The sequence below is a fragment of the Micromonospora sp. NBC_00821 genome (assembly GCF_036347035.1).
Taxonomy (GTDB): domain Bacteria; phylum Actinomycetota; class Actinomycetes; order Mycobacteriales; family Micromonosporaceae; genus Micromonospora; species Micromonospora hortensis.
On record NZ_CP108880.1, the window covers coordinates 15,210 to 38,109 of the forward strand.

Consider the following 22,900-nt stretch of genomic DNA (forward strand, 5'->3'; position numbering starts at 1 on the left):
CCGCGATCAGGAGGTCTGCGGCTCCGGGCCACGAAGCGCCTGCTCGACGGCGTCGCGTACGCGGGCGTCCTCGCGCGCCTTGCTCTGCGCCCGGTTGCGGCGTCGGTACAGGTACGCCCCGACGAGCACGGCGATCAGCACGACGAGCACCAGCACCAGCATCCAGGGCAGGGCCCAGCCGTGCGCGGTGACCTGGACGGGCTTGAGCGAGGTGGTGGAGCCCGAGGCGTCGGTGAGCAGGGGTGTCACTGTCGCGGTCGCGGCCAGCGAGATGGCGGGAGCCACCCCGTGTACGGGCACCGTCACGTCCCAGCTCTCACCCGGAAGCAGCTCCGGCGGCGCGGCGACATCCTCGGCCCGCACCCGCAGCAGGCCGAACGGACCCGAGACGGTCACCGCCTGCTTACCGGACAGGACCGCGTTGCCGACGTTGTGGACCTTGTAGGTGATGGTGGCGTCACCCTTGCTGAACGGGTTGGTCGGCCCGGCGTAGGTGACGTGCAGGTTCTCGATCGCGAGGTTGGGCTTCAGCTCGCCGCCCACCCGCAACGTGATCCGGATGCCGAGACGCCGGTCGACGTTGATCCCCTCAGCCTGGTCGGCCTGGGTCAGCGTGGTGAGGATGCCGCCGACGTAGTCCCCGGGCGTGGCGTTCTCCGGAACGCTGACAGTGAAGGGGACCTGGGCGGTCTTTCCGGGCTGGATCACGACGCTGCCGGCGTTCGGCTTCACCCAGGCGCCGATCGCGATCGACTTCTTGTCCTTGGTGAGCAGGTCGAGCTGGCCGGCGTCGGTGGTGAAGCCGTCGGCCGCGTACACGGAGAGGGCCAGCGGCACCGGGCCGCGGTTGGCCACGACCATGGCGTCCTCGACGGCGCCTCCCGGGTTGACGTTGTAGCTGTAGCTGGACCGGGCCTCGCCGTAGCCGTTGGAGGCCGTCCGGACCGTCCAGGCGACGTTACCGTCCGCCGCCAAGGCGGGACCGGCGCCGACACCGACGGCCGCGACGACGGCGAGCAGGGACAGTGCTGTCGTACGGAGGCGTGCGGCGGTCGTGGTCTTCCAGCGAGTGACGGACGGTTGCATCTCAAGTCCTTGTGGTGATCTTGGTAGTGGGTGAACCGGTGGCGGGGTAGGCCCCGAAGGTGCCTACCCCGCCGAATGGAACAGTCCGGTCAGCTGCTCAGTGCAGTGATCGTGAGGGTGGTGCGGTAGCTGCCCTTCGCGATGCTGTCCGGGATCTTCAGGTCCAGGTCAGCGCCGAGCTTGGCGCCACCACGCGGGTGACCCTGCGCGGCGGCGGCGAGCGCGCTGGAGACCGACAGGCCCTTGCCCTGGTCGTCGAGGGACGACAGGACCGGGGCACCGGCCTCGGCGCCCGCGCCGGCGTCGAGCACGTACGGGTTCCAACCGAGGTAGGAGCCGGAGAACTTCTTGTCGGCGTCGGAGAAGTCGCCGACGTTGGCCGAGATCGACCACGGGGCGAGCGACCGGCGGCTGTCCGACACGAGGATCGGGTTGATCTTGCCGTTGGCCTGGAAGGAGGTGCCGTTGCGCTCCTGCGCGGTACCCAGGTCGACCAGACCGTTGTAGCCGTCGATCGTCCAGCCGAACTCGCCCGGAGCCGGGTTCGGCACGTTGACCTGGATGGCCTGGCCGTCACCGTGGAACGGGTGCACCGTCACGTTGTCGACGATCGAGCCGACCGGCTGACCGTCCGGGGTGTTGACGCAGGAGAGGCCCTTCTCGACGGCCGCGTTCGGCGCCGCGCAGGTGCCGCTGCGAACGTTCGCGAGAACCAGCTTGTCGCCGCGAACCTGCACCTTGACGTAGCTGCGCACGTGCTCCTGGTTCTGCACGGAGTTGTACCAGTACTTGTTCGCGTCCAGCGGGTCCGGGCCGTTGCCACGGATGCCGGTGCCGGTGTTGTCCGGCTTCTTGATGTCGTAGTACTTCGAGCCGGAGGCCGAGTTGGCAGTCACGTAGATGACGCCACCCGGGCCGGGGAACACGTCGGCAGCGCCCGGCTTCTCAGCCGGGTTCTCCTTCTGGCCGTTCTTGATGGAGTAGCTGCGGGTGTAGCTGTGGTCGTGGCCCTGCAGGACCATGTCGACACCGAGGTTGGAGAACGCGGTGGTGAAGTCCTCCCGCCGCTGCTTGTTGTCGGCGTCGGTCGCGTGGCTGGCCGGCGAGTAGATGGAGTGGTGGTAGACCAGCACCTTCCACTTGGCCTCGGAGCCGTGCTTGTTGATGACGTCGGTGACGTACGCGACGTGCGCCGCGTCGCCGCCGGCGGAGCCGTCCGCCGGGTTGACGTAGCTGTTGCTGTTCAGGTCGATGAACAGCACATCCTTGTGGATGAACCAGTAGTCGCCGCCGGACCGGGTCGCCTGGTCGCCGTTGTAGTACTGGGCCGAGCGGTCGGTGTTCGGGGTGAAGTGGTGCTGCTCGTAGGACTTGCCGCCGACGTCGTGGTTGCCGATGGTGGCGACGAGGGGGATCTGACGCAGCTGGTCGGGGGCCAGGAACGAGGTCCACTGACCCTCGTCGTTGGCGCTCTCGACGTGGTCGCCGGCGGAGACGAGCAGCTCGGCGTTCGGGTTGGCCGCGGTGGCGACCTTCAGGGTGTCCTCCCAGCCGGCCTGGTCCTTCAGCCGGTCACCGGAGGAGCCGATCTGCGGGTCGCCGAAGAACAGGAAGTCGTAGTCGCCCTCGAAGTCCTGCGTCTTGAAGGCGTACGCCGGGGACCAGCTGCCCTCGGCGCCGACCCGGTACGAGTACGCGGTCTTCTCACGCAGGTTGCTGATCGTGGCGTGCCGGTTGAAGCCGGTGGTGGAGGTGTTCGCCGCACCGACGGCGTCGAAGCTGACCGCGCCGGCCGGGAACTCGCCGTTGACGATCTCGGCGGTCGGGGCGAGCTGGATCTTCTGCGCGGTGTCGGCGGAGGAGTACCAGCTCACGATGCGCTGGGTCTCGTTGGCACCGACGCCGAGGACCACACCGGTGATCGTGGTGGACTCGGCCGCGCTCGCGGTGGCCATCAGGCCACTGCCGAGGGCCGCGCCCAGACCGAGGAACCCGGCAGCGACCCCGGCGACCAGGCGCCGCCGCACGAGCGCGGAGGCCCGTGTCGAGGTGCTCAATGTCATCGACATTGTTCCCTTTTCAAATAGAGAAATGGATTGTGCCTTCACCCGACGCTGGGGAAGCAATTCCACGCTTTCGCCGCCCGATGAACCGATCATGAACGTGATCTTGCGAAAGACTGCACTTCACGAACTACTTAGCCCTACTCATGATCCAGAAACGCGCTGCACAAACCAGATCAACCCCATAATGGACACGGCTGCGGAAACAGCCCCGGTCGCCCAGAGGCCGGCTTTCGGCGCACGACGGCGCAGCACGAACAGCAGCGGGAAGACGACAGCGATAATCGTCAACTGAACGACCTCGATGCCGATGTTGAACACCAGCAGCGACCACAGCAGGGTCCACGACCATGCCTCGTCGATACCCAGAGCGCCCGCGAAGCCGAGGCCGTGCACGAGGCCGAAGCAGAACACCACGCCGAGGCGGATCCAGCCGGCCCGATCCAGGCTGAAGTGGCCGTGCCCGGCCGTGTCCAGATCGGCCGCGTGCCCACCACGCCGCCAGATCCCCCACAGGTGCCAACCGGCGACGACGGCGATCGACAACGCGATGATCGGCTCCACGATCACCCCCGGCACCTCGACCAGGCCGAGTGCGGCGAGCATGAACGTCACCGAGTGCGCCAGTGTGAAACTGGTGGCCGCGAGCACGATCTCCCGGAGCCGCCGTGACCCGGCGATGAGCGCCAGCAGGAACAGGATGTGGTCGATCCCGGTCAGCAGATGCTCGGCGCCCAGGAGGAAGAACTCGCCGAACCGCTGGTACCAGGCCTGCGCTGTCGAGAAGGACGGGTTGGCGGCGTCGAGCGCCGCACTGCCCGAACGGCCGTCGATCTCGTAGGTGACTATCGTCTTCGTGCCCTTGACGTAGCCCTCGCCATCAGGGAAGAGGCCGCTGCGCACCACGTGCTCGTCGACAGGCTCCGGGCAGGTCCAGTCGAGCAGCAGGTCCGCGTACGGCACGCCCTCGCGCTCGCCGATCGTCGCGTCACCCACCTGGGTCGGCCGGCAGGCCGCACCCCGAGAACTCACCGAGAATCGGTCGGAGACGTACCCGAGAACCGCCGACGCGTGCCCCTTCAGGGCGGCGGCCTGGGCGGCGGTGTCGCCCGCCTCGAACGCGGCGGTTCCCGCCTGGAAGAACGGGTCGTCGTCGCCGGCATCCGCGGCGGAAACGACGAGCAGGTCGTATTCGAGCTCCACCCCGGTCCGAATGTGACCCTCATCTCCCGCCGCAATTTTCGCGTACACAGTCGACGAGAAGCCGTGCGCGGACGCCGATTCGGAGCCCAGAAACGGAACCACCGCTGCGGCGAACCCGACAGCGGCGACGATAACGGTACGGCGGATGCGGCCTAACATTCGACTCCCTCGGTTGGCCAGTGCACGTTGCATGCCGTGGGTGAACACCAACCCGCGCACCGACGAACCGCCGGAGAACAACTTCCCCGAACGGCCGTCCACCAATTACCGGTGACCAGAATTGAGATAGGAATACGAAGAAGTACGCGCACTTTCCGCCACCACCCGGAGGACGATCACCTTGCGCCCCCCGCTTCGGGCCGTTGCCATGCTGGCCGCGACCGCCGCGCTGGTCACCGCCTGCAACTCCAGCGCCGACTGGTCCGAGCCACGTCCGGCGCCCAGCGCCATCGGCACTCTCGGCCCGGGGTTCGTCGACCCCTCCACGAAGCCCGCGCCGGAGGCGACCATCACCCCCCAGCCCGGCTCGTGGGCCGACGTCCACCCGCCGAAGGACTACCGGGTCGTCCTGTTGACCAGCGGTACGGACAACCCGACCAAGGCCCTCGTGACGGCGGTGAAGGACTGGGCCGATGACGAGCACGTCGACCTGAGGACCATCGTCGTCGGCAGTGCGCACGACAGCGTTCCCAGCATCGCCAAGGCGATGGAGATGGGCCCGGACCTCATCGTCAGCGCGGGCAACGACCTCATCGACGGGCTCGCGCTGGTCACCCCGAACCACCTGGACGAGAAGTTCCTCGTGGTCGGCGCGGAACTCGCCGAGCCCACCCACAACGTCACAGCTGTCGACTGGGACGGCGCGTCGTTCCGTGGCGAGGGGCTCGGGATGTCCTCGACGTACGACCCGAACTCGTTCACCGCGGACCGGTGCGCGGCGGCCATCCGGGCGGGCGTGGCCGCCGTCCTCAACGACCTGACCGGGCTCGTGGTCTGGCTCTGACGCTCGGGTTCCGGCGCGCAGCCGCGCCGCCCGGCTCCGGCGGGCAGCCGCGCGACCCGGCGCGGAGGCTGTGCACCTCCGCACCGGGCCTGTGGGTCATCCGGTCGAACAGGTCGGAGTCATCCCCGCACCGGTGCCGCCGCCCTGGTAACCGAACTCGGTCGACTGCCCGGACGCGATGGCGCCGTTGTAGGCGACATTGGTGAACTGAACGGTCCCGGTGTTACCGCTCCGGTTGGCGCTCCAGATGCTGGTGATGCTGGCACCCGACGGCAGAGTCATGGTGACCGTCCAACCGTTTACCGGCGATGTGCCGGCGCTCACCCGCACCGTGGCGACGAAACCACCGGTCCACTGGTTGACCGACACCGTCGCCGCACAGCCACCACCGGCCGGCGGCGGCGTGGTCGGGGGTGGCGTGGTCGGGGGTGGCGTGGTCGGCGGCGGCGTGGTCGGGGGTGGCGTGGTCGGGCCGTCAGTCAGGATCGGCGTCGGCCAGTCCCGCCAGTCGGCCAACCGGCCGAGCGCCCTACTGGAAATCCGGATCACGCCCGGCTCGTTGCCCGTCCTCAGCAGGAACTTGCGGATGTTGTTCTGCAACGGGGTACGCCACTCGGGGCGGTTGGCGCAGTGGCTGCCGTCCTGCACGTCGGACCAGTAGGTGATGTTGTCACCGACGCCGAGCGCCTTGTAGACCTCCGCGCCACCCAGGGCCGCGACGCTCGCCGACCGGGGGCCGAGGTTTGCGATGTGCGGGTTGTCCATGATGAACAGTCCGCGCGGTGCCACCATGGCGACCATCTCGTGGGTGTCCACCGGGAGCCGGTTCGGGCTGCCGGTGAAGGAGCCGAACGCGTCGCCCAGCCAGGGTTGCTCCCCGTACGCGCTGCTCAGGCTCTGCGCGCCCTCACCCGGGATACCTCGGAAGATGGGGACGCCCGCGCTGCCCGATTCGATCGGCATGGTCAGGGCGATGCGCTGGTCGAACACACCGATCGCGAAGGCGCCTTTGCCGTAACGGGAGCAACCGGTGACGCCCATCGCGTCCGCCTTGAGGATCCTGCCGTCGGTCTGCTCGATGACGTCGATGATCCGGCTGACGCCCCACCCCCAGGCGGCGAGCAGTCCGGTGCTGCTCGACGAGCCGTAGATGCTGTAGAACGCGCCCTGCTTGTTGGTCCGGGGAGTGCCCTCTCGCCCGACTGCCAAGGGGTCGTAACTGATCACGGCAGCACCGGCGGCCTTGATGGTGGCCGTGTCCGCGCCGAACCCCCCGACCACCACGACGGCGGGGAAGGGACCGGTGCCGCTGGGCAGCTCGACCCTCGCCGAGAAGGTCGAGCTTCTGCCGTTGTGTGCCACGTTGACGGTGATGGTGCTGGTGGACACCGTCCCCGTGACCGTCGCGGGCTTGGCCGGCTTTTCGCCGAAGACGAACTTCTCGGCAAGCTCCTTGATCTCAGCCCGCCGGCAGCGCCAGTCTGACCTGGCGGTGATGGTCGTCCCGTTCAGCTTCTTGAAGGGGTCGGGGAGCTTTGCGTTGGTGGGCAGGGAGCCCAGGTCAGGCAGACCGGACACGGCGCAGTCGACGCCCTCGTCCTCCACTGCCGCGGCCAGCGTGCCTACGGCGGCTTGAGCGTTCGTCGTTCGTGTCACTACCGATACCGATCCGGCGACAGTGAGCGCTGCCAGCGCCAGCACGACGACAGTGGACCGGGTCCTGGAACGGCCCAAGGGGATGGCCACTAGAGGTCTCCTTCCGAGGTGGTGGTTGCAGGAAGGGACGAAGCGAGATCGATGATCACGATTGCCAGCCAGGTCAAGCCTGAGCGAATACATCGCGAAGTGTCAATGTTTTTCCGAAAGTTTCGGCCTCGTGGTGTCGAAACCTTTCGACGCCAGCGTCCGGCTCGACGGCGGCATCACGCCCGCGCCGCGCACCGACGCCTCGATCGTGGCCCCGCTGTCGAGGCCGCTCACCTCGGCCCGCCGTCCAGGAACTCGTACGTGGTGGTCAGGCCCTCGGGCAGGTCGGGGACCAGGGCGTTGGTGCCGTCGACCACCTGGACGTAACGCTTGCCCTGGAAGATCGAGTAGCTGCCGTCCGGAACCTGATCGATCCGGAAGAGCTGCGTCGAGGCGGCGGCATCACACGCCCGACCGCGGACGCTGCCCGGCGCGGCGTCGTGCACGACGGTCATGCAGATCGCGTCGGCACCGGACGCCAGGAGGATCCGGTACCTGTCGCCCTCGGGGCGCAGCACCCACAGCGCCCGATCGTCGATGCCCTGTTCGGTGGTGGCCCGCACCTGATCGCCGCCGCTGTCGATCGCCAACGTGGCCCCGCGCATGCCGGGCAGCACGATCTGGACCTGCCGCCGGCCACCGAGGATCTCCTGCGGCCCCGGCGAAGCGGTCGCGGACGCGACGACCACTGGCGGTGCGGCCTGGCTGGCCGGACCGACATCCGGCGTCTCGACGTCGTTTCGTACCTGCACCAGGACGGTGCCAGCGGCGAGGGCCACCACGGCAAGCCCCGCCGCGCCGACGGCCGCCCGACGCCGCCGACGCCGGTCGCTGCGGTGCCGCAACGTCTGCGCTCCCGGCAGCGTGGTGACTCGCCGGACCTCGTCCGAGATCGCTGTGAGATCGTCGCGCGGATCAGCCATGGGAGGTCTCCTCCTGGTGCGCATCGGTCAGCAACCCGGCCATCGCTCTCCGACCGCGGGCGAGGTACGTCTTCACCGTTCCGACGGGGGCCTCCATCTCGGCTGCCACCTCCGCGACGCTGAGGTCGTTGAGATGGTGCAGCACAACCGCCCGGCGCTCGTTGGCACTCAGCCGCTGCAACGCCTGCAACAGTGCGACGTGGTCCTCGTTCAGTCCGGGCACCCCCTGGTCGACAGCGGCCCGGCGGTGCGCGCGTACCCGGTTGAACGCCTTGCGCCAGCTGCTCACCGCGATCCGCGAGGCCACCCGGCGGACCCACGCCTCCGGACTGTCCGTCTCCCGTACCGTCGCCCATCGCTGCCAGGCCCGCATGAACGCCTCGGCGACGGCATCCTCCGCCTCGGCGCGGTTGCCGGTGAGCGCGTACACGTGACCCACGACCCGACCCGCGCAGGCCGCGTAGAGGGCGTCGAACTCTTCGGCGTCACGCATCCGACCGGTGCCCTCCCATGCCTCGTCCCCTGGTCACCGCCGCATGGAACTCGCAAGGGTGGACCGGTGACGTCGGCGCGGGGCGCGATTGTGGTCTCTGTCACACCAGGGTGATCAACCTAACGACCTGGTCAGGCGTCATCGTGCCGACCCGGGAGACGCCCGTGGCGGAGAGGACGATGTGCGACGACGGCAACGACGCGCCCTGACAGCCGGCGTACTCGCGAGCGCGCTGGTTGCGGCGGGCCTGACCGCCCAACCGGCGAACGCGCGGGAAACGCCGGCGGCCCCGGCCCCCGGCACCCACGGAACCTTCACCCTGATCACCGGGGACCGGGTTTCGCTGGACGCGGCCGGGCGCCCGCAGATCCAGCGCGGGCCGGGTCGGGCCGGCATGCGGTTCGTGAGCAGCCGGGAGGACGGTCACCAGTACGTCATCCCGGTGGACGCGATGCCGCTGGTGCGGGACGGGCGGCTGGACCGACGCCTGTTCGACCTCAGCACGCTCGGCGAGTTCGGCTACGACGACCGGGCGGCCGAGTTGCCGCTGCTGGTCGCGTACCCCGAGAACAGGGCGGAGCGGGCACGGACCGCGACCACCGGGGGTGCCGGGCGGGTGCGGGCCGACCTCCCGGCCGCGCACGCGCTCGCGGTCCGGGCGGACCGGGACGACCGGGTGACCCTCTGGACGTCACTCACCCGAGGTACGCCGTCCGCGCGCACCCTCACCACTGGGGTCACCCACATCTGGCTGGACGGCAAGCGCACGGTCTCCCTCGATCGCAGCGTGCCGCAGATCGGTGCCCCGGCGGCGTGGCAGGCCGGTTTCGACGGCACCGGCGTCACCGTCGGCGTGCTGGACACCGGGATCGACGCCAGCCACCCCGACTTCGCCGGCCACCTCACCGAGGTCCGGGACTTCACCGGCGGCAACGACCCCGGCGACGCGGTCGGCCACGGCACCCACGTGGCCTCGACGATCGTCGGCAGCGGCGCCGCCTCCGGCGGCAGGTATCGCGGGGTCGCGCCCGGGGCGAAACTGCTCGTCGGCAAGGTCTGCGCCACCACCGAATGCCAGGACTCGGACATCATCACCGGCATGCAGTGGCTCGCGCCGCAGACCCGGGTGGTCAACCTGAGCGTGGGCGGCGACGACGCACCCGGGCTCGACCCGCTGGAAACCGCGGTCCAGGAGCTGAGCCACCGGTACGGCACCCTCTTCGTGGTCGCGGCCGGCAACGAGGGGAAGCCGAAGTCGGTCTCCTCGCCGGCCTCCGCCGACGACGCTCTCGCCGTCGCCGCAGTGGACGCCGACGACCAGCGGGCCTACTTCTCCAGCCGGGGCCCGCGCGTCGGCGACAACCACATCAAGCCCGAGATCAGCGCGCCGGGCGTCGACATCGTGGCCGCCGCTCCGGGCGGCGACTACGCCACCATGTCGGGTACGTCGATGGCGACCCCGCACGTGGCCGGCACCGCCGCGATTCTCGCCGGGCAACACCCGGACTGGTCCGGCCCGCAGCTCAAGGCCGCCCTGATGGACTCCGCCAAGCCGACCGGCGAGGACACCATCTACGAGCAAGGCGCCGGCCGGGTGGACATCGCCCGCGCGGTCGCCCAGCCGGTAGCCACCGACATCGCCGCCATCGACTTTCCGGTGCAGCGCTGGCCGCACGCCGACGACAGCCCGATCACCCAGGTCGTCGGCTACCGCAACACGGGCACCGCGCCGGTCACACTGACGCTCGCCATCGCTCCGGCCCCGGCCGGCATGCTCACCGTCAGCCCGGCCACGCTGGTGGTGCCGGCCGGCGGCAGCGCCAAGGCGACGATCACCGTGGACACCCGGGTAGACGCCCCGGACGGCGTCTACCAGGGCGCGCTGACCGCGACCGCCGCCGGCGACCTGCGGGTACGGACGCCCTTCGTGTTGAACCGTGAGATCGAGAGCTACGACGTACGGCTCAACCACACCGGACGTGACGGCAAGCCGGCCACCGAGTACACGACAGTGGCGGCGAACCTGACCACCGGCGAGTTCAGCACCCTCGCCGTGACACCGGGCGGCGGCGTCCTGCGGCTGCCCACGGGGCGGTACGCGTTGTACAGCACCATCCACGAGGGTGCCGTGTCGACACTGCTCGCGCAGCCGGTCCTGGACGTACGCGGCCCGGTCACCGAGGCGGTCGACGCCCGCACCGCCAAGCCGGTCGCGTTGACGGTGCCGCAGCGCGACGCCGCGCCGATCTCGATCAACGTGAGCGCCAACTGGGACGACGGCCTGCGCTACCCGGGCGTCCAACTCAGCGGAGCGTCCTTCACGGACGTCTTCTTCGGCCGGCTCGGGCCCGCCGTCGCGGCGCCCGAGTTCACCGCGACGCTGGGCGTCGGGCTCGCCCGGCCGGGCAGGGACGGCACCTTCCGGAACAGTCCCTACACCTACGACCTGGCGTACGTCGGCACTGGCGACATGTTCACCGGCCTGACCAGGAAGCTGTCACCGAAGAACCTCGCCACTGTCAAGACGACCTACCGCAGCCAGTCCACGACGACGACGGCCACCCGGTTCCACCGCGCGTCGGCGCCCGGAGGCGCGGGTCCGATCGGGTCGAACACGCCTGTCGACCTGCCGTTCAAGGGCACCGAGTACTACAACACCGACGGTGGCATCGTCTGGACGTCCACGTTCGTCGAGGGGGACAACCTCACCGCGCAGGATTCGACATTCAGGTCGGGGCGTACGTACAACCAGACCTGGAACGCGGCGCCCTTCGGGCCCTCCGTGACCCAGGCGCCGACCCTGTCACCACTGGGGTACGCGGGCCGCGACGGCGACACCATCTCGATCGCGTCGGTGCCCCTGTTCGGCGACGCGACAGGTCGCCCCGCGAGCCGCGACGACCAGCCGGTGCGGTTCCGACTGCTGCGCGACGGTAAGGAGATCGGCACCTCGGACAGCCCGTGGGCCGAGTTCGCGGTGCCCGCCGGGAAGGCCACCTACCGGCTGGAGGCGACCGCCACCCGAGGCGCGCCCGACACCCTGTCGACGTCGGTCTCGGTGGCCTGGACCTTCACCTCGGCGCACACCACGTCGCCGGAGCGGTTGCCGCTGACGACGGTTCGCCCGACGCCAGTGCTCGACGACACCAACACGGCACGGACCGGCCGGATCATGACGATCCCGGTGGCGCTGGACCGGCAGGCCGGCTCGACCGCCGCGCCCAACCGGACGCTCGCCGTGTCCGCGTCGTTCGACGACGGCCGGACGTGGGTCGACCTGCCGGTGATCCGGAACGTCGCGCTGATCGGTCATCCGCGACGGGCCGGATTCGTCTCGCTGCGACTGACCGCCACCGACACCGCCGGCAACACTGTCACGCAGACGATCCAGCGGGCCTACCGGATCGCCTGACGCGTTGCCCGGTCCGGGGTGGCGGCTGCGCTGGAGCCGCCACCCCGGACCGGACCTCAGTGCCTCAGTGCCTCAGTGCTCAGGCGGTGAGGGCGCCGTCGATGGCGATGGACGCGCCGCTGATGAAGGTGGCCTCGTCGCTGAGCAGGAAGGCGGTGAGGGCGGCGACCTCGTCGGAGGTGCCGGCTCGTCCGGTCGGCTGCGCCGACAGGTAGCGCTCCGCGATCTCCGGGGCCTGGCTGACCACGCCCTGCCAGAGCGGGGTGTCGATCAGGCCGGTGACCAGGGCATTGACCCGCACACCGGAGCGCGCCACGTCCAGGGCCGCCGAGCGCGTCAGACCGATGACACCGTGCTTCGCCGCGTTGTAGGCGGCCTGGGTCCCGTCGCCCTTCACGCCGGAGACCGAGGCGTTGTTGACGATCGCGCCACCGCCGGAGGCGATGATCGCCGGGAGTTCGTACTTCAGGCCGTAGAAGACGCTCGTCAGGTTGAGGGCGAGCGACCGGTGCCAGTTGTCGCTGTCGGTCTCGCGCACGCTGGCCATCGGGCCACCGCCGGCGTTGTTGAACGCGCCGTCCAGCCGCCCGTACTCCGTCACCGCTGCGTCGACGAGCCGCGCCATGTCCTCCTCGACCGTCACGTCGGTGGGCACGAAGAGGGCGCTGCCGCCCGCGTTCCTGATCTGCGCGGCGACCTCCTCACCCCGGTCCTTGTCCCGGGCGCCGATGACGACGCGGGCCCCTTCCGTGGCCGCCCGCTGGGCGAACGCCAGGCCCATGCCCTGCGTGCCGCCGGTAACGACCAGCACCTTTGCTTCCAACCGTCCAGACATCTCGTCTCACATCCACTTCGACTGGTGAGCCGCCACGGGGCCCGCAGGGCTCTTCGTGGGACGGAACGCTAACCCTTTCTGGAACGTTCGACAAAGTAACGCCACTCACAGGGGCCACCTTCGCAGCGGCGACTGCCTCTCGATTGGGCAACCTCAGCCGGAAAATACGTTTATTTGGGCGTGAAGATCACCCACGACGCCACTGTAACCGCAGGCACATTCTTTGGTGGTCGTTCCAGAACGTGGTTAACGTTGGCCGAGTCGCTCGAATACCCACAAACCACTCTTAAGGAACAATCATGCCCACAGGTCGTGCCGCCCCGGAGTCCCAGCGGTGGAAGGCCCTGTTGTTCATCTCCATCGCTCAACTGATGGTGGTGCTCGACGGGGCGGTCATGAACATCGCGCTCCCCTCGGCGCAACAGGCGCTGCACTTCACCGACGGGAGCAGGCAGTGGGTGGTGACCGCGTACGGTCTGGCCTTCGGCGGTCTGCTGCTGGTCGGCGGCCGGGTCGGTGACATGGTCGGCCGCAAGCGCACCTTCCTGATCGCGCTGGCCGGCTTCGCAATCGCGTCGGCCATCGGCGGCCTGGCCGTCAACGCCGCGATGTTGCTGCTCGCCCGGGCACTCCAGGGGGTGTTCGCGGCCCTGCTCGCGCCGGCCGCGCTCTCGTTGCTCTCCCTGTCCTTCACCCAGCCGAGGGAACGCGCGAAGGCGTTCGGCGTGTTCAGCGCGGTCTCGATCGCCGGCGGCGCTGTCGGCCTGATCGTGGGAGGGCTGCTCACCCAGTACCTGAACTGGCGCTTCGCGATGTTCGTCCTCGTGCCGATCGCGGTCATCGGGATCCTGGGCGCCAGTCGCACCGTCCACGACGACGGCGAGCGGCACCGTGCCCGACTCGACCTGCCCGGCGTACTGCTGGCCAGCTCCGGACTCGTCGGCCTCGTCTACGGGTTCGGTGTCGCCGAGAGCCGCGGATGGTCGGCGGGGGTGACCATCGGATCGTTCACCGCCGGGGTGCTGCTGCTCGCGACCTTCGTCGTGGTGCAGACGCGGGTCACGTCCCCGCTGTTGCCACTGCGCGTGCTGACCGAACGCAACCGGGCCGCCGCGTACCTCTCGGTGGGCCTTGCGATCGTCAGCATGTTCGGGATGTTCCTCCTGCTCAGTTACTACTTCCAGCAGGTCAAGGGGTGGTCGCCGGTGATGGCCGGGTTGGCGTTCATGCCGATGGCGGTGCCGCAGGCCATCGGTGCCACGCAGATCGGCGCCCGACTCGCGCACCGGATCGCACCCCGGCCAATCATGGTCGGCGGGTACCTCGTCACAGCGGTCGGTCTGGTGCTGCTGGCTCTGCTCGACGCGGACAGCACCTTCTTGGAGATCGCGTTCGCCGAAACGGTGATCGGGCTCGGCATCGGCACCGCGTTCATGCCCGCGATGAGCATCTCCACCCACGGCGTCGAACCCAAGGACGCCGGTGTCGCCTCCGCGATGATCAGTTCGTCGCAGCAGGTCGGCGGGTCGATCGGCACGGCGCTGCTCAACACCATCGCGACCAGCTCGGCCGCCACCTACCTGGTCTCGCACGGTGGCCCGGCGGCACAAGCCCACGAGCGGAACGAGGCGCTGATGCACGGCTACTCGGTCGCGTACTGGGTCGCCGTCGGATTTGTGGTCGCGGCGGCACTGGTCTCCCTGGCAATGGTCAACGCCGGCGCCCCGAAGCACGTCCCGGCCCCGACGGACGCCCTCGGGGACGTCACGCCGGTGCCCGCGCACTGATCGCTGTCACGCCTGTCGACCCGGCGCGGTGACCGAGGACACGGTGCACCGACTCCGCGGACAGGGTGGAATCAGAGGTGTGGGCAGAGAAGGCACCGGCGAGTGACGTCGTGAGGTCCACTCTTTCGACCCGCGATCCGGGTCCGCCCGGCGCTGACACGACGCCCGCGGCGAACGCGCCGATTCCGGCGACACCCGCGCATCGGCAGCGCTGGGCGGTGCAGATCATGGCTGTCGCGCCCGACGACCAGGTGCTGGAGATCGGCTGCGGTCGGGGGGCTGCCGTCTCCCTGGTCGCCGACCAGCTCAGCACCGGTCGGATCGTCGCCATCGACCGCGCCGCGACGATGGTGCGGCTCGCGACCGAACGGAACCTGAGCCACATCGACGCCGGCAGAGCCGAGATTCGGCGAGCGGGGTTCGAGTCGGCCGACCTACCGACCGGCCACTTCACCAAGATCTTCGCGGTGAACGTCAGCCTCTTCTGGTTGGGCGACGCGGCGCAGCAGATCGCTCGGATGCGCAGCCTGCTGGCACCGGGAGGACGGCTCTACGTCTTCGGCGAGCGACCCACCGAAGCGCACGCCACCGCGAACCTCACAGCGACCGAAGCACTGCTCGAGGCCCACGGCTTCGCCACGACCACATCGAGCGCCACCCGTGGTCAGGGCCGGGTGCTGACCTGTGTCACCGGCACGCCGCTGCGATGAGCCTGGGCTGATCGCAGCGTTGACATGAGCCGGGCGGGCTCGGCGTGACGCCGAGCCCGCCCGTTCCCATTCAGTCGATCTTGATCAAATCGGGTCAGCGCTGCAGGGTCAGCAGACCCGGCCGGTACGGCAGCAGGCCGTAGTCGACGCCGTCGGAGCTGGGGGAACGCCCCTGGTAGAGCAGTTGCAGGTTGCAGGCGTCGACGGTCATCGTCTGGTCGGCGTTGGTGCGCAGCAGCTCACCGTGGCTGATGTCGTTGGTCCAGGTCGCGCCGCTGTTGATCTTGCCCGCGAACGGGTTGCTCTGGGTCGCGGCCTGCGGGGTCCACGAACCGTTCAGGCTGGTCGCCGTGAACGAACGGAAGTAGCGGCCCGTCGAACCGATCGCCTCGACGATCATGAGGTACTTGTTCAGACCCTGAAGCTTGTAGACCTGCGGGGCCTCGAACAGGTTGTTAGTGGTGTCGCTCATGATGGTCGTGTAGCTGCTGCCGAAGTTGCCCGGGAAGTTCCCGATCGGCATGCTGGCCCGGTAGATCTTGCCGTTGTCGCCAGCGAAGAACAGGTACATGTTCGAACCGTCAGCGATGAGAGCCTGATCGATCGGACCGGTACCGGAGCCGGTGATGCTTCCGGTGAACAGCGTCTGCGGCGACGACCAGCCGTTCGGGTTGGTCGGGTCGGACGAAGTCCGGTAGGAGAACGCCGGCCCACCCCACTGGTAGGCGAGCACCCAGATGTTCTTCGGCGCGAAGTAGAACAGCGACGGCGCGACAGTGCCGGAGTTCATCGCGTTCTGGCTGGCCGAGCCCATCTGCGAGTAGTTCGAGAAGAGACCGAAGTTCATCGAACCCCAACTCGACCCGAAGTCGTGCGTGGTGGCGTAGACCAGTTGCTGGCCGTTGTAGGGGGCGACGGTGAAGTCCTTCAGCGACACCCAACCCGACCTGGGGTTCGCCAACACTCCGCTGGAGGACCACCGGTACGTCGAGGGAAGGTCGCACGTGCCGCCCGGCGGCGGAGTCGTCGTCGGCGGCGGCGTGGTTCCGTCGACGCGGACGAACTGCCACTGCTGGTTGGTGCCGTTCCAGTCGTCGTACTGCACGATGTTGCCGCCGTCGGCGGTCGAGGCGCCCTGCACCTCCATCACCTTGTTGCTGTTCCGGTTGATCAACCGGACGTAGCCGCTGTCCGAGTCGGCGAGCCGGAACTGCTGGTTGGTGCCGTTGTTGTCGCTCCACTGCACGATGCTGCCACCGTTGGCGGTCGAGCGACCCGAGACGTCCAGCACCTTGCCGGACAGCCGCGACTTCACCCGGTAGTAGCCACCACCGGAGTCGACGAACTGCCACTGCTGCTGGTTGCCGTTGTTGCGGGCCCACTGGGTGATCCGCGCACCGTCGGTGGTGGCCAGGTTGTAGACGTCCAGGGCCTTGCCGCTGTTGCGGTTGACCAACACGTACCACGCGTTCGTGTCGACCGTCGCCGCGGCGGCGGGTGACGACACCACCGTCACGGCAGCACCACCGACCATCAACGCCGCCGCGCTGACGGCAAGGATGCGGGGCAACCACCAACGCCGCCGCGACGGCGTTGCGATCGATGGAGACCTATCTAGGGCAGACATGATCCTCCTCCAGTGACCAAGAGCCGAACGGCCTGCCCGAGGGTGGGCGTACCGCGACGCGTGGCCGAGCGCGCAGGCGTCAGAGAGTTAGCGTTAACAAGACGCCGGCGAGCAGTAGCGCACGCCTGATTCGAGATCGACGAGGCAGGGCTTGCCCGGAAAGCCAAGGTGTCGTCGTCCTTAGGCATCGACTGTGAGCGATAACATGCCGTTCGTCAAGACGTAATGTGCTGGGAACATCTACCACTGCCGGGCTGCGGATCGTGGGGTGAGACGTCTTGAACCGCGTTCCCGCAGGCATCGCCCCAGATCCCCCGCGCGGATCACCGTCGGGCCCTTGAGGAGGCCCCGCGAGCGCGTTAACATCGACGGCCGCCCATCGCCGACGGCTTGCTGGCAAAGCCGATGAACTCAGCCCGACGGTCGACCGGCAGGAGCGCTGGCGCGGCGACGGTCAGGAACCCGTCGGCGTGCGAGCCAAGGCGCACCGGGTGGCTCTTCCGCAGGCGCCGGGGTACGTCCGAGTCAGACCGCGCCTCGATCGACCAGGCTGAACGTGGTGATCAACGGGGCGTCGCCGAGAAACTCGACGAAGATCTCCTTCTTGGTCGGGCTCCACTGCACCGGGCCGTACTCGTCGCTGATGATGGCGTAGGAGGGGCGCCCCTTGTCGTCCCTGCCCTCCCGGTATATCGCGAACAACGTTGCCTTGGTCGGCCGACAGTCGGCTCCCACGAGCGACTTGTCCCCCTCGGAATCGAGCTTGACCCCGATGCACGGTCGGTGGGCGATTTCCGGGTTCACCGATTTGATCATGTAGTCGACGCCGACCGGTTCGAGCACGAACAGCGCGTCCTTGCCGGTTCCGTTGCCGACCTCGACCTCGCCGTGAGACGGCAGCGACAGGTCGCGGTCGATCTCCACCACGTGCAGCAGGATTCGCCGCTGCCCGGCCAGCATGGCCTGGGTCGGGTCCGCGCTGGCCGACGGTGAGGCGGACGGCTTGCCCGACGCGGGCGTGGACGTCGTGGCCGCCGGCCCGCTCGTCGTCGGGCCACCGCTCGGCGTCGAGCTGGCCCGGTCCGGCTTGGACTGCCCGCCCAACAGTTTTGGGCCAAACAGAAAAGCGGGCACCAGCACGGCGATCACCGCAGCGGTCGCCCCCAGCGCGGTGAGCCAGCCACGCCGGCGTGAACCCGCGCGACCGGCCGTGGCCAGACCCGACGGCGTCGACCGCGCGCCTTGATCATCACCACCGGCAGCGGGCGACACACTCGACGGCGCCGCGCCCGGGAGTTGATCCGGCCCGCCGGCACCCGCCCGAGACGCTGCGGTCAACAAGCCGTCGAGCAACTCCCGGGCACTGGGTCGGGCAGCGGGGTCCTTCTCCAACGCCCGGGACACCAACTCCCGCAACGGCCCACCGAGCCCGGTCAGGTCCGGTGGTTGAGTGAGGATCCGCATCGCGGTGGCGGTAGGGGAGTCGCCTCCGAACGGGTTGCGGCCGGTCGCGGCGTAGGCGACCAGGGCGCCCCAGGCGAAGATGTCAGCGGCCGGGCCCGTCGGACGGCCGGACGTCGTGTCGAACCGCTCCGGAGCCATGTACGAGACGGTCCCGACCATGTGGTTGGTCCGGGTGTGCTGGCTCGTCGCCTCGAACGCTCGGGCGATGCCGAAGTCGATGACCTTGATCCCACCCGGCGCGACCAGGACGTTCGCCGGCTTCAGGTCGCGATGGATCACCCCGGCGCCGTGGATGGCGGTGAGCGCGGTGGCCACCCCAACGGCGATGCTGTGCAGCCGCGCCGCCCCCAGCGGGCCCTGTGTTCGGACCACCTCGGCCAGACTGGGGCCCTCGACGTACTCCACCACCAGGTACGGCGGGTCATGGTCCGGGTCGGCGTCCAGGACCTCGGCGGTGCAGAACGGTGGAACCTGGCGGGCGCGGTTCACCTCACTACGGAACCGACCCCGGAACTCCTCGTCGTGGGAGAGGTCCGCACGGACGACCTTGACCGCCACCAGCCGCCCCTGCGGCGAACGGGCCAGGAAGACACTGCCCATGCCCCCGTCGCCGAGCCGGTCGAGCACCTCGTACCCACCGAGGCGTGCCGGGTCACCGGGACGCAACCCGTCGCTCACGCCAGATGCCCGCAGACCGCGACCACCGCGCGAACCGATCCGCCCATCATCCGTCCCCTTAGGTCACTTCGACGCCGGCCGCAGCCTATCGCCCGCCCACCGAATCCCGTCGATGCCGTCCAACAGGCGGCCACGACCGGGGCTCGTCGCCTCGTCGCGGCTGACGCTACTGAAGCCGCCCCCGTACGGCACGGCCACCGTCGCGCCGTCGATGCAGGCGCCGGCCGGGGCGACGCCACCCGACGTCAGCAGACGGCTGATGTACGCGACGTTGCCGAGAATGGCGGTGCCGGCATGGGTGTCCACAATCAGCAGCAGCTCGGGGATCGTTCCCACCCGTGGGCTCTCCGCGGTCTTCTTCGCCGTGATCAGTGAGCCGTCCCGCTCGGACTGCCAGCTCGGACAGCATGCGTAGAACGATCAAAATTGGGTCCGAATCGAACGACCATTCACCTGGCGGAGGCGCCGGCGGGTGGTCGGATCACAGACGATCCGACCACCCGCCGCGACCGTACGAGCTATCGGCGGCTCCACTGCTGGTTGGCCTGGCCGGTGCAGGTCCAGAGGACGAGCTTCGTGCCGTTGCCCGTACCCACGTTGTACGGGTCCAGGCAGAGGCCGGACTGCACTCCGGTGATGGTGCCGTTGGCGTTGACGTTCCACTGCTGGTTCGTTCCGCCGTGGCAGTCGTAGATGGTGACCAGGGTGCCCGGGGAGGTGCCATAGCCGGCGGCGTCGAGGCACTTGTTGCCGTACACGGTCAGCGCCTTGCCGCTCGTGTAGGTCCACTGCTGGTTGGTGCGGCCGTGACAGTCCCACAACTGCACCTGGGTGCCGTTGGTGGTGGAAGAGCCGGGGACGTCGACGCAGCGACCGGACAGGGTGCCCACGATCGCGGTGGTCTGCCCGCCGCCGCTGCCTGGTTCGCCGATGCTGCCGGGCACCGACTGCAGTGCGCTGTACCAGCGGGCAGCCATCTTGTCGTACCCGCCGGACGTGGGATGGACGCCGTCGATCAGGTCGGCGGTGGTGAGCGCGCTGTGCATGTCGACCAGGCGCACTCGCTTGCCGGCGTTCACCTTGCTCTGCACGATGCCGGGGATCGCCGCGTTGAAGGTGCGCGCGGCCGCTTCCTGGTTGCTGTTGGAGAGCGGGATGATCTGCGCGACGAACACTTCCGCTGTGGGAGCCGTGGTGGTGATCCGGTCGATCAGGGTGGAGAGCCGGTTCGGCGCGGTGCTCACGTTGTAGTTCTGCAAGATGTCGTTGGTACCGATGTGCAGTAGGACGGTCTGCGGTCGCTGGGTGTTCAACCAGCCGACGATGTTCGCGTCGATCTGGTCGATGCGCCAGCCGGGATGTCCCTGGTGGTCGTGGTCGCCCAGGCTGGCCGGCCCGTTGAACTGCGACCCGACGAAGTCCACAGTGTATCGACCGTTGACGAGGCGCTGCCAGAGCCCGATGCGGTACCCGCCCGGCACCTGGGTGCCCTCGGTGATGGAGTCGCCGAGAGGCATCACCCGCACCCCGCCGTTGGATTCCGCGTTGGCCGGGCCGGTCGAGGTCAGCACCCCGGCGAGGACAACACCGAGTGCGGCAGTCGCCGCGAGCCATCTTGCCCTCGTTCGCATAGATTTCTCCCCTGCAGTGGTAGTGCTGACCGAGGAGTCAGGCCGTCGCGACCGCCGCGACATCGGCATGACGATGCCGTCGCAGCACTGGGACGGGTTGTTAACGCTAACAGCGATCCTTGTAAATTCTTGTCGCTGATTTGGCCCACGTCAAGCGCCAGCAACCCGAGTGTCCTGGCCGGCGCGGCACCCCGCGCCCCGTGTCGCCGGCCACCCCCTCGCCGTACCTGCCGCTTGCCGGCCTCGGCGAGGCGAGCGAGCGGATCATGCCCGCCGGGTCGCGCGGTGCCGGCAGGACGGAAGGGCCTGGTGGCGCTGCTGGGGCGCCAGTGACGCGTACGCCGAATGTAGGTATTTTTCGCTTAAGACCGTTTGATGTGAGGATCGCTCAACTACTGTCGCCTTGGTGGCGACAACCGATTTGTCGCCTTCTGCACCGCTGTGACGTGCGGAAACCTGGTGTACGGAGAAGGGCTAGGTAGCTCGATGTCCAACTATCTGCACCCGAACATGAGCGAAGTCGCGGCAGGTCAGGTCAGTCCGCCGAAGCGGCGCCGGGCCCGCTGGCTCGTCGCCGGGGTGGCCGGGTTGACCGGAGTGGTCGGTCTGGCCGCCTTCACCCCGGCCGGGGTGAGCGGAGCAACCGGGATGAGCGGCAGCAACCCCTCCAACGCCGGAGCGCAGCTCCTCGCCGACGGCAACCGGGGCAGCGGCGACGACCACGGAGGAAAGGACCCGGGCGGCCGCGACGGCAAGGACCACAAGAAGGACGGCGACCATCGAGACGACAGGGGCGACGACTTCCGGTCCGTACCCTGCAACGCCGACGAACTGATCGCGGCGATCGTCCGCGCGAACGCCGACTCCGGGGCGAAGCTCCGGCTCGCCGAGAAGTGCACCTACACGCTCAACAGATCCGCACCCCAGCCACCGGTGCCCTTCGGTGCGGTCGGCCTGCCGATCATCACCCAGCAGGTCGTGATCGACGGGAACGGGTCCACCATCGTCCGCGCGGCCAACGCCACCCCGTTCCGGATCCTGGAGGTCGGAGCCGGCGGCGACCTGACGCTGCGCGACGCGACCATCAAGGGCGGCCAAGCCGACGGCGGGATTGGCGCCGGCGGCGGTGGCATCCGGGTCGACATCGGCGGCAGGGCCACCATCGAGAACACCGACGTGGTCTACAACCACACCAACGGCACGGGCGGTGGTATCGCCAACTTCGGCGTCACGAAGATCCTCGGCGGGAACGACCACGGCAAGGACTGGAACGGCAAGGACAAGGACAAGAAGAAGGACAGCGGCAGCAACATCAGCAACAACAGCGCCCTGTACGACGGCGGAGGCGTCCACAACAACGGCAACCTCACCGTGCAGAACACCCGGCTGAGCTACAACAACACGATCGGGGTCGTCACCGTTCTGCCCATCGGTGGTGCTGGTGGCGGGTTGTCGAACAGCCAGGTCGCCGTGCTCGAGAACGTCCACCTGGACAACAACACCGCAGGCTTCCGTGGCGGCGGCATCCGCGGCGGCATCAACTCCACCACCGAGGCCCGGAACGTCGAAGTCAACGACAACCGAGCCGGCAGCGAGGGCGGCGGAATCTTCTCCGACGGCGTCTTCCACCTCCGGCACGGCAAGGTCCACCACAACGAAGCCGGCCAACGGGGTGGCGGCGTCTACAACCAGATCGGCCAGTTCGTGGCCGAAGAGACCTCGATCAACGAGAACGTCGCCAGCACGAACAGCACCATCGAACACGGCGGCGGCGTCTACAACGGCAGCGGCACCGTCGTACTGCGCCGCACCCACGTCGACCGGAACCGGGCCATCGGCTCGAACTCCCAGGGCGGCGGAATCTACAACAACAGCTCGCTCACCCTCACCGAAAGCAAGGTCACCGACAACATCTCCATCCTGGCACCCGGCGGGATCTTCAACGACGGCGGCCAGGTCACAGTGGACCAGAAGACGGTGATCAGCGGCAACCGGCCCACGAACTGCACACCCAGCTCACCACCGGTGCCCAACTGTTTCGGCTGATCATCCGATCGGTCCGACACTCGGGTAGCACGAGTTAGGCATCCGGTCCCGCACAGGTTCCGTCACGAAGATCGGACCTGCGCGGGACCGGATGCCATCCGTGGAACGACCAGGGACTCGAACCGTCGTTGCTCTGGCGCGCGACGATCCTCCGGGTACGGCACTGTCCCTGCTCATATGCCAGGTGCAGCTT

At 68.8% G+C, this 22,900-nt stretch carries 16 protein-coding genes and 1 pseudogene; 5 read left to right on the plus strand and 12 right to left on the minus strand.

What is annotated here, in order from left to right; genetic code table 11:
- Positions 1 to 6: 6 nt before the first annotated feature.
- The 3 genes from OHB44_RS00075 to OHB44_RS00085 form a co-directional block, all read right to left on the minus strand.
- Positions 7 to 1,086, minus strand: a complete 1,080-nt coding sequence (locus tag OHB44_RS00075) for a WxL protein peptidoglycan domain-containing protein (protein WP_330439285.1) — start codon at positions 1,084 to 1,086, stop codon at positions 7 to 9.
- 89 nt (positions 1,087 to 1,175) lie between these two features.
- The gene (locus OHB44_RS00080) at positions 1,176 to 3,149 is read right to left on the minus strand and encodes an FN3 domain-containing metallophosphoesterase family protein (protein WP_238687499.1); all 1,974 of its coding nucleotides are present in this window, start codon (positions 3,147 to 3,149) and stop codon (positions 1,176 to 1,178) included.
- A 144-nt stretch (positions 3,150 to 3,293) separates the two neighbouring features.
- Positions 3,294 to 4,352 carry a HupE/UreJ family protein gene (locus tag OHB44_RS00085; protein WP_330439287.1) on the minus strand — a complete coding sequence of 353 codons (1,059 nt, stop codon included), beginning with the start codon at positions 4,350 to 4,352 and terminating at the stop codon, positions 3,294 to 3,296.
- A gap of 340 nt (positions 4,353 to 4,692) precedes the next feature.
- Here OHB44_RS00085 and OHB44_RS00090 point away from each other — a divergent pair, with 340 nt between their 5' ends.
- Positions 4,693 to 5,355 carry a hypothetical protein gene (locus tag OHB44_RS00090; RefSeq protein WP_330439289.1) on the plus strand — a complete coding sequence of 221 codons (663 nt, stop codon included), beginning with the start codon at positions 4,693 to 4,695 and terminating at the stop codon, positions 5,353 to 5,355.
- Positions 5,356 to 5,451: 96 nt separating this feature from the next.
- Here the strand turns inward: OHB44_RS00090 and OHB44_RS00095 are convergent, their stop codons facing one another.
- The 4 genes from OHB44_RS00095 to OHB44_RS00110 form a co-directional block, all read right to left on the minus strand.
- On the minus strand, positions 5,452 to 7,101 hold the full coding sequence (locus OHB44_RS00095) for a glucuronyl esterase domain-containing protein (protein WP_330439291.1): 1,650 nt from the start codon (positions 7,099 to 7,101) through the stop codon (positions 5,452 to 5,454).
- 102 nt (positions 7,102 to 7,203) lie between these two features.
- Positions 7,204 to 7,335, minus strand: coding sequence for a hypothetical protein (locus tag OHB44_RS00100; protein WP_330439292.1), 132 nt, complete (start codon positions 7,333 to 7,335; stop codon positions 7,204 to 7,206).
- Positions 7,332 to 8,024 (minus strand): hypothetical protein, encoded by a 693-nt coding sequence (locus tag OHB44_RS00105; protein ID WP_330439293.1) that lies wholly within the window; start codon positions 8,022 to 8,024, stop codon positions 7,332 to 7,334. Before OHB44_RS00105 ends, OHB44_RS00100 begins: the two co-directional genes overlap by 4 nt.
- Positions 8,017 to 8,517 (minus strand): sigma-70 family RNA polymerase sigma factor, encoded by a 501-nt coding sequence (locus OHB44_RS00110; protein WP_238687504.1) that lies wholly within the window; start codon positions 8,515 to 8,517, stop codon positions 8,017 to 8,019. Before OHB44_RS00110 ends, OHB44_RS00105 begins: the two co-directional genes overlap by 8 nt.
- A 181-nt stretch (positions 8,518 to 8,698) precedes the next feature.
- Here OHB44_RS00110 and OHB44_RS00115 point away from each other — a divergent pair, with 181 nt between their 5' ends.
- Positions 8,699 to 11,929: a S8 family peptidase gene (locus OHB44_RS00115; RefSeq protein WP_330439294.1), complete on the plus strand. Its 3,231-nt coding sequence runs from the start codon at positions 8,699 to 8,701 to the stop codon at positions 11,927 to 11,929.
- A 79-nt stretch (positions 11,930 to 12,008) separates the two neighbouring features.
- Here OHB44_RS00115 and OHB44_RS00120 read toward each other — a convergent pair whose 3' ends face one another.
- Positions 12,009 to 12,764, minus strand: a complete 756-nt coding sequence (locus OHB44_RS00120; protein WP_112736771.1) for an SDR family NAD(P)-dependent oxidoreductase — start codon at positions 12,762 to 12,764, stop codon at positions 12,009 to 12,011.
- A gap of 299 nt (positions 12,765 to 13,063) precedes the next feature.
- Between OHB44_RS00120 and OHB44_RS00125 the strand changes: the two genes are divergently transcribed.
- Complete coding sequence (locus OHB44_RS00125; RefSeq protein ID WP_330439296.1) at positions 13,064 to 14,551, plus strand: MFS transporter; 1,488 nt, start codon at positions 13,064 to 13,066, stop codon at positions 14,549 to 14,551.
- Between the two features lie 227 nt (positions 14,552 to 14,778).
- Positions 14,779 to 15,261, plus strand: a complete 483-nt coding sequence (locus OHB44_RS00130; RefSeq protein ID WP_238687507.1) for a class I SAM-dependent methyltransferase — start codon at positions 14,779 to 14,781, stop codon at positions 15,259 to 15,261.
- 94 nt (positions 15,262 to 15,355) lie between these two features.
- Here OHB44_RS00130 and OHB44_RS00135 read toward each other — a convergent pair whose 3' ends face one another.
- The 4 genes and pseudogenes from OHB44_RS00135 to OHB44_RS00150 form a co-directional block, all read right to left on the minus strand.
- Positions 15,356 to 16,888: a non-reducing end alpha-L-arabinofuranosidase family hydrolase gene (locus tag OHB44_RS00135; RefSeq protein ID WP_238687508.1), complete on the minus strand. Its 1,533-nt coding sequence runs from the start codon at positions 16,886 to 16,888 to the stop codon at positions 15,356 to 15,358.
- A gap of 525 nt (positions 16,889 to 17,413) precedes the next feature.
- Positions 17,414 to 19,030, minus strand: coding sequence for a serine/threonine protein kinase (locus tag OHB44_RS00140; protein WP_330439298.1), 1,617 nt, complete (start codon positions 19,028 to 19,030; stop codon positions 17,414 to 17,416).
- A gap of 63 nt (positions 19,031 to 19,093) precedes the next feature.
- Positions 19,094 to 19,426: pseudogene (locus tag OHB44_RS00145) on the minus strand (DUF3455 domain-containing protein); the annotation flags it as partial.
- Between the two features lie 122 nt (positions 19,427 to 19,548).
- On the minus strand, positions 19,549 to 20,661 hold the full coding sequence (locus tag OHB44_RS00150) for a ricin-type beta-trefoil lectin domain protein (RefSeq protein WP_238687510.1): 1,113 nt from the start codon (positions 20,659 to 20,661) through the stop codon (positions 19,549 to 19,551).
- A gap of 486 nt (positions 20,662 to 21,147) precedes the next feature.
- Between OHB44_RS00150 and OHB44_RS00155 the strand changes: the two genes are divergently transcribed.
- The gene (locus OHB44_RS00155; protein WP_330439299.1) at positions 21,148 to 22,707 is read left to right on the plus strand and encodes a hypothetical protein; all 1,560 of its coding nucleotides are present in this window, start codon (positions 21,148 to 21,150) and stop codon (positions 22,705 to 22,707) included.
- Positions 22,708 to 22,900: the final 193 nt, after the last annotated feature.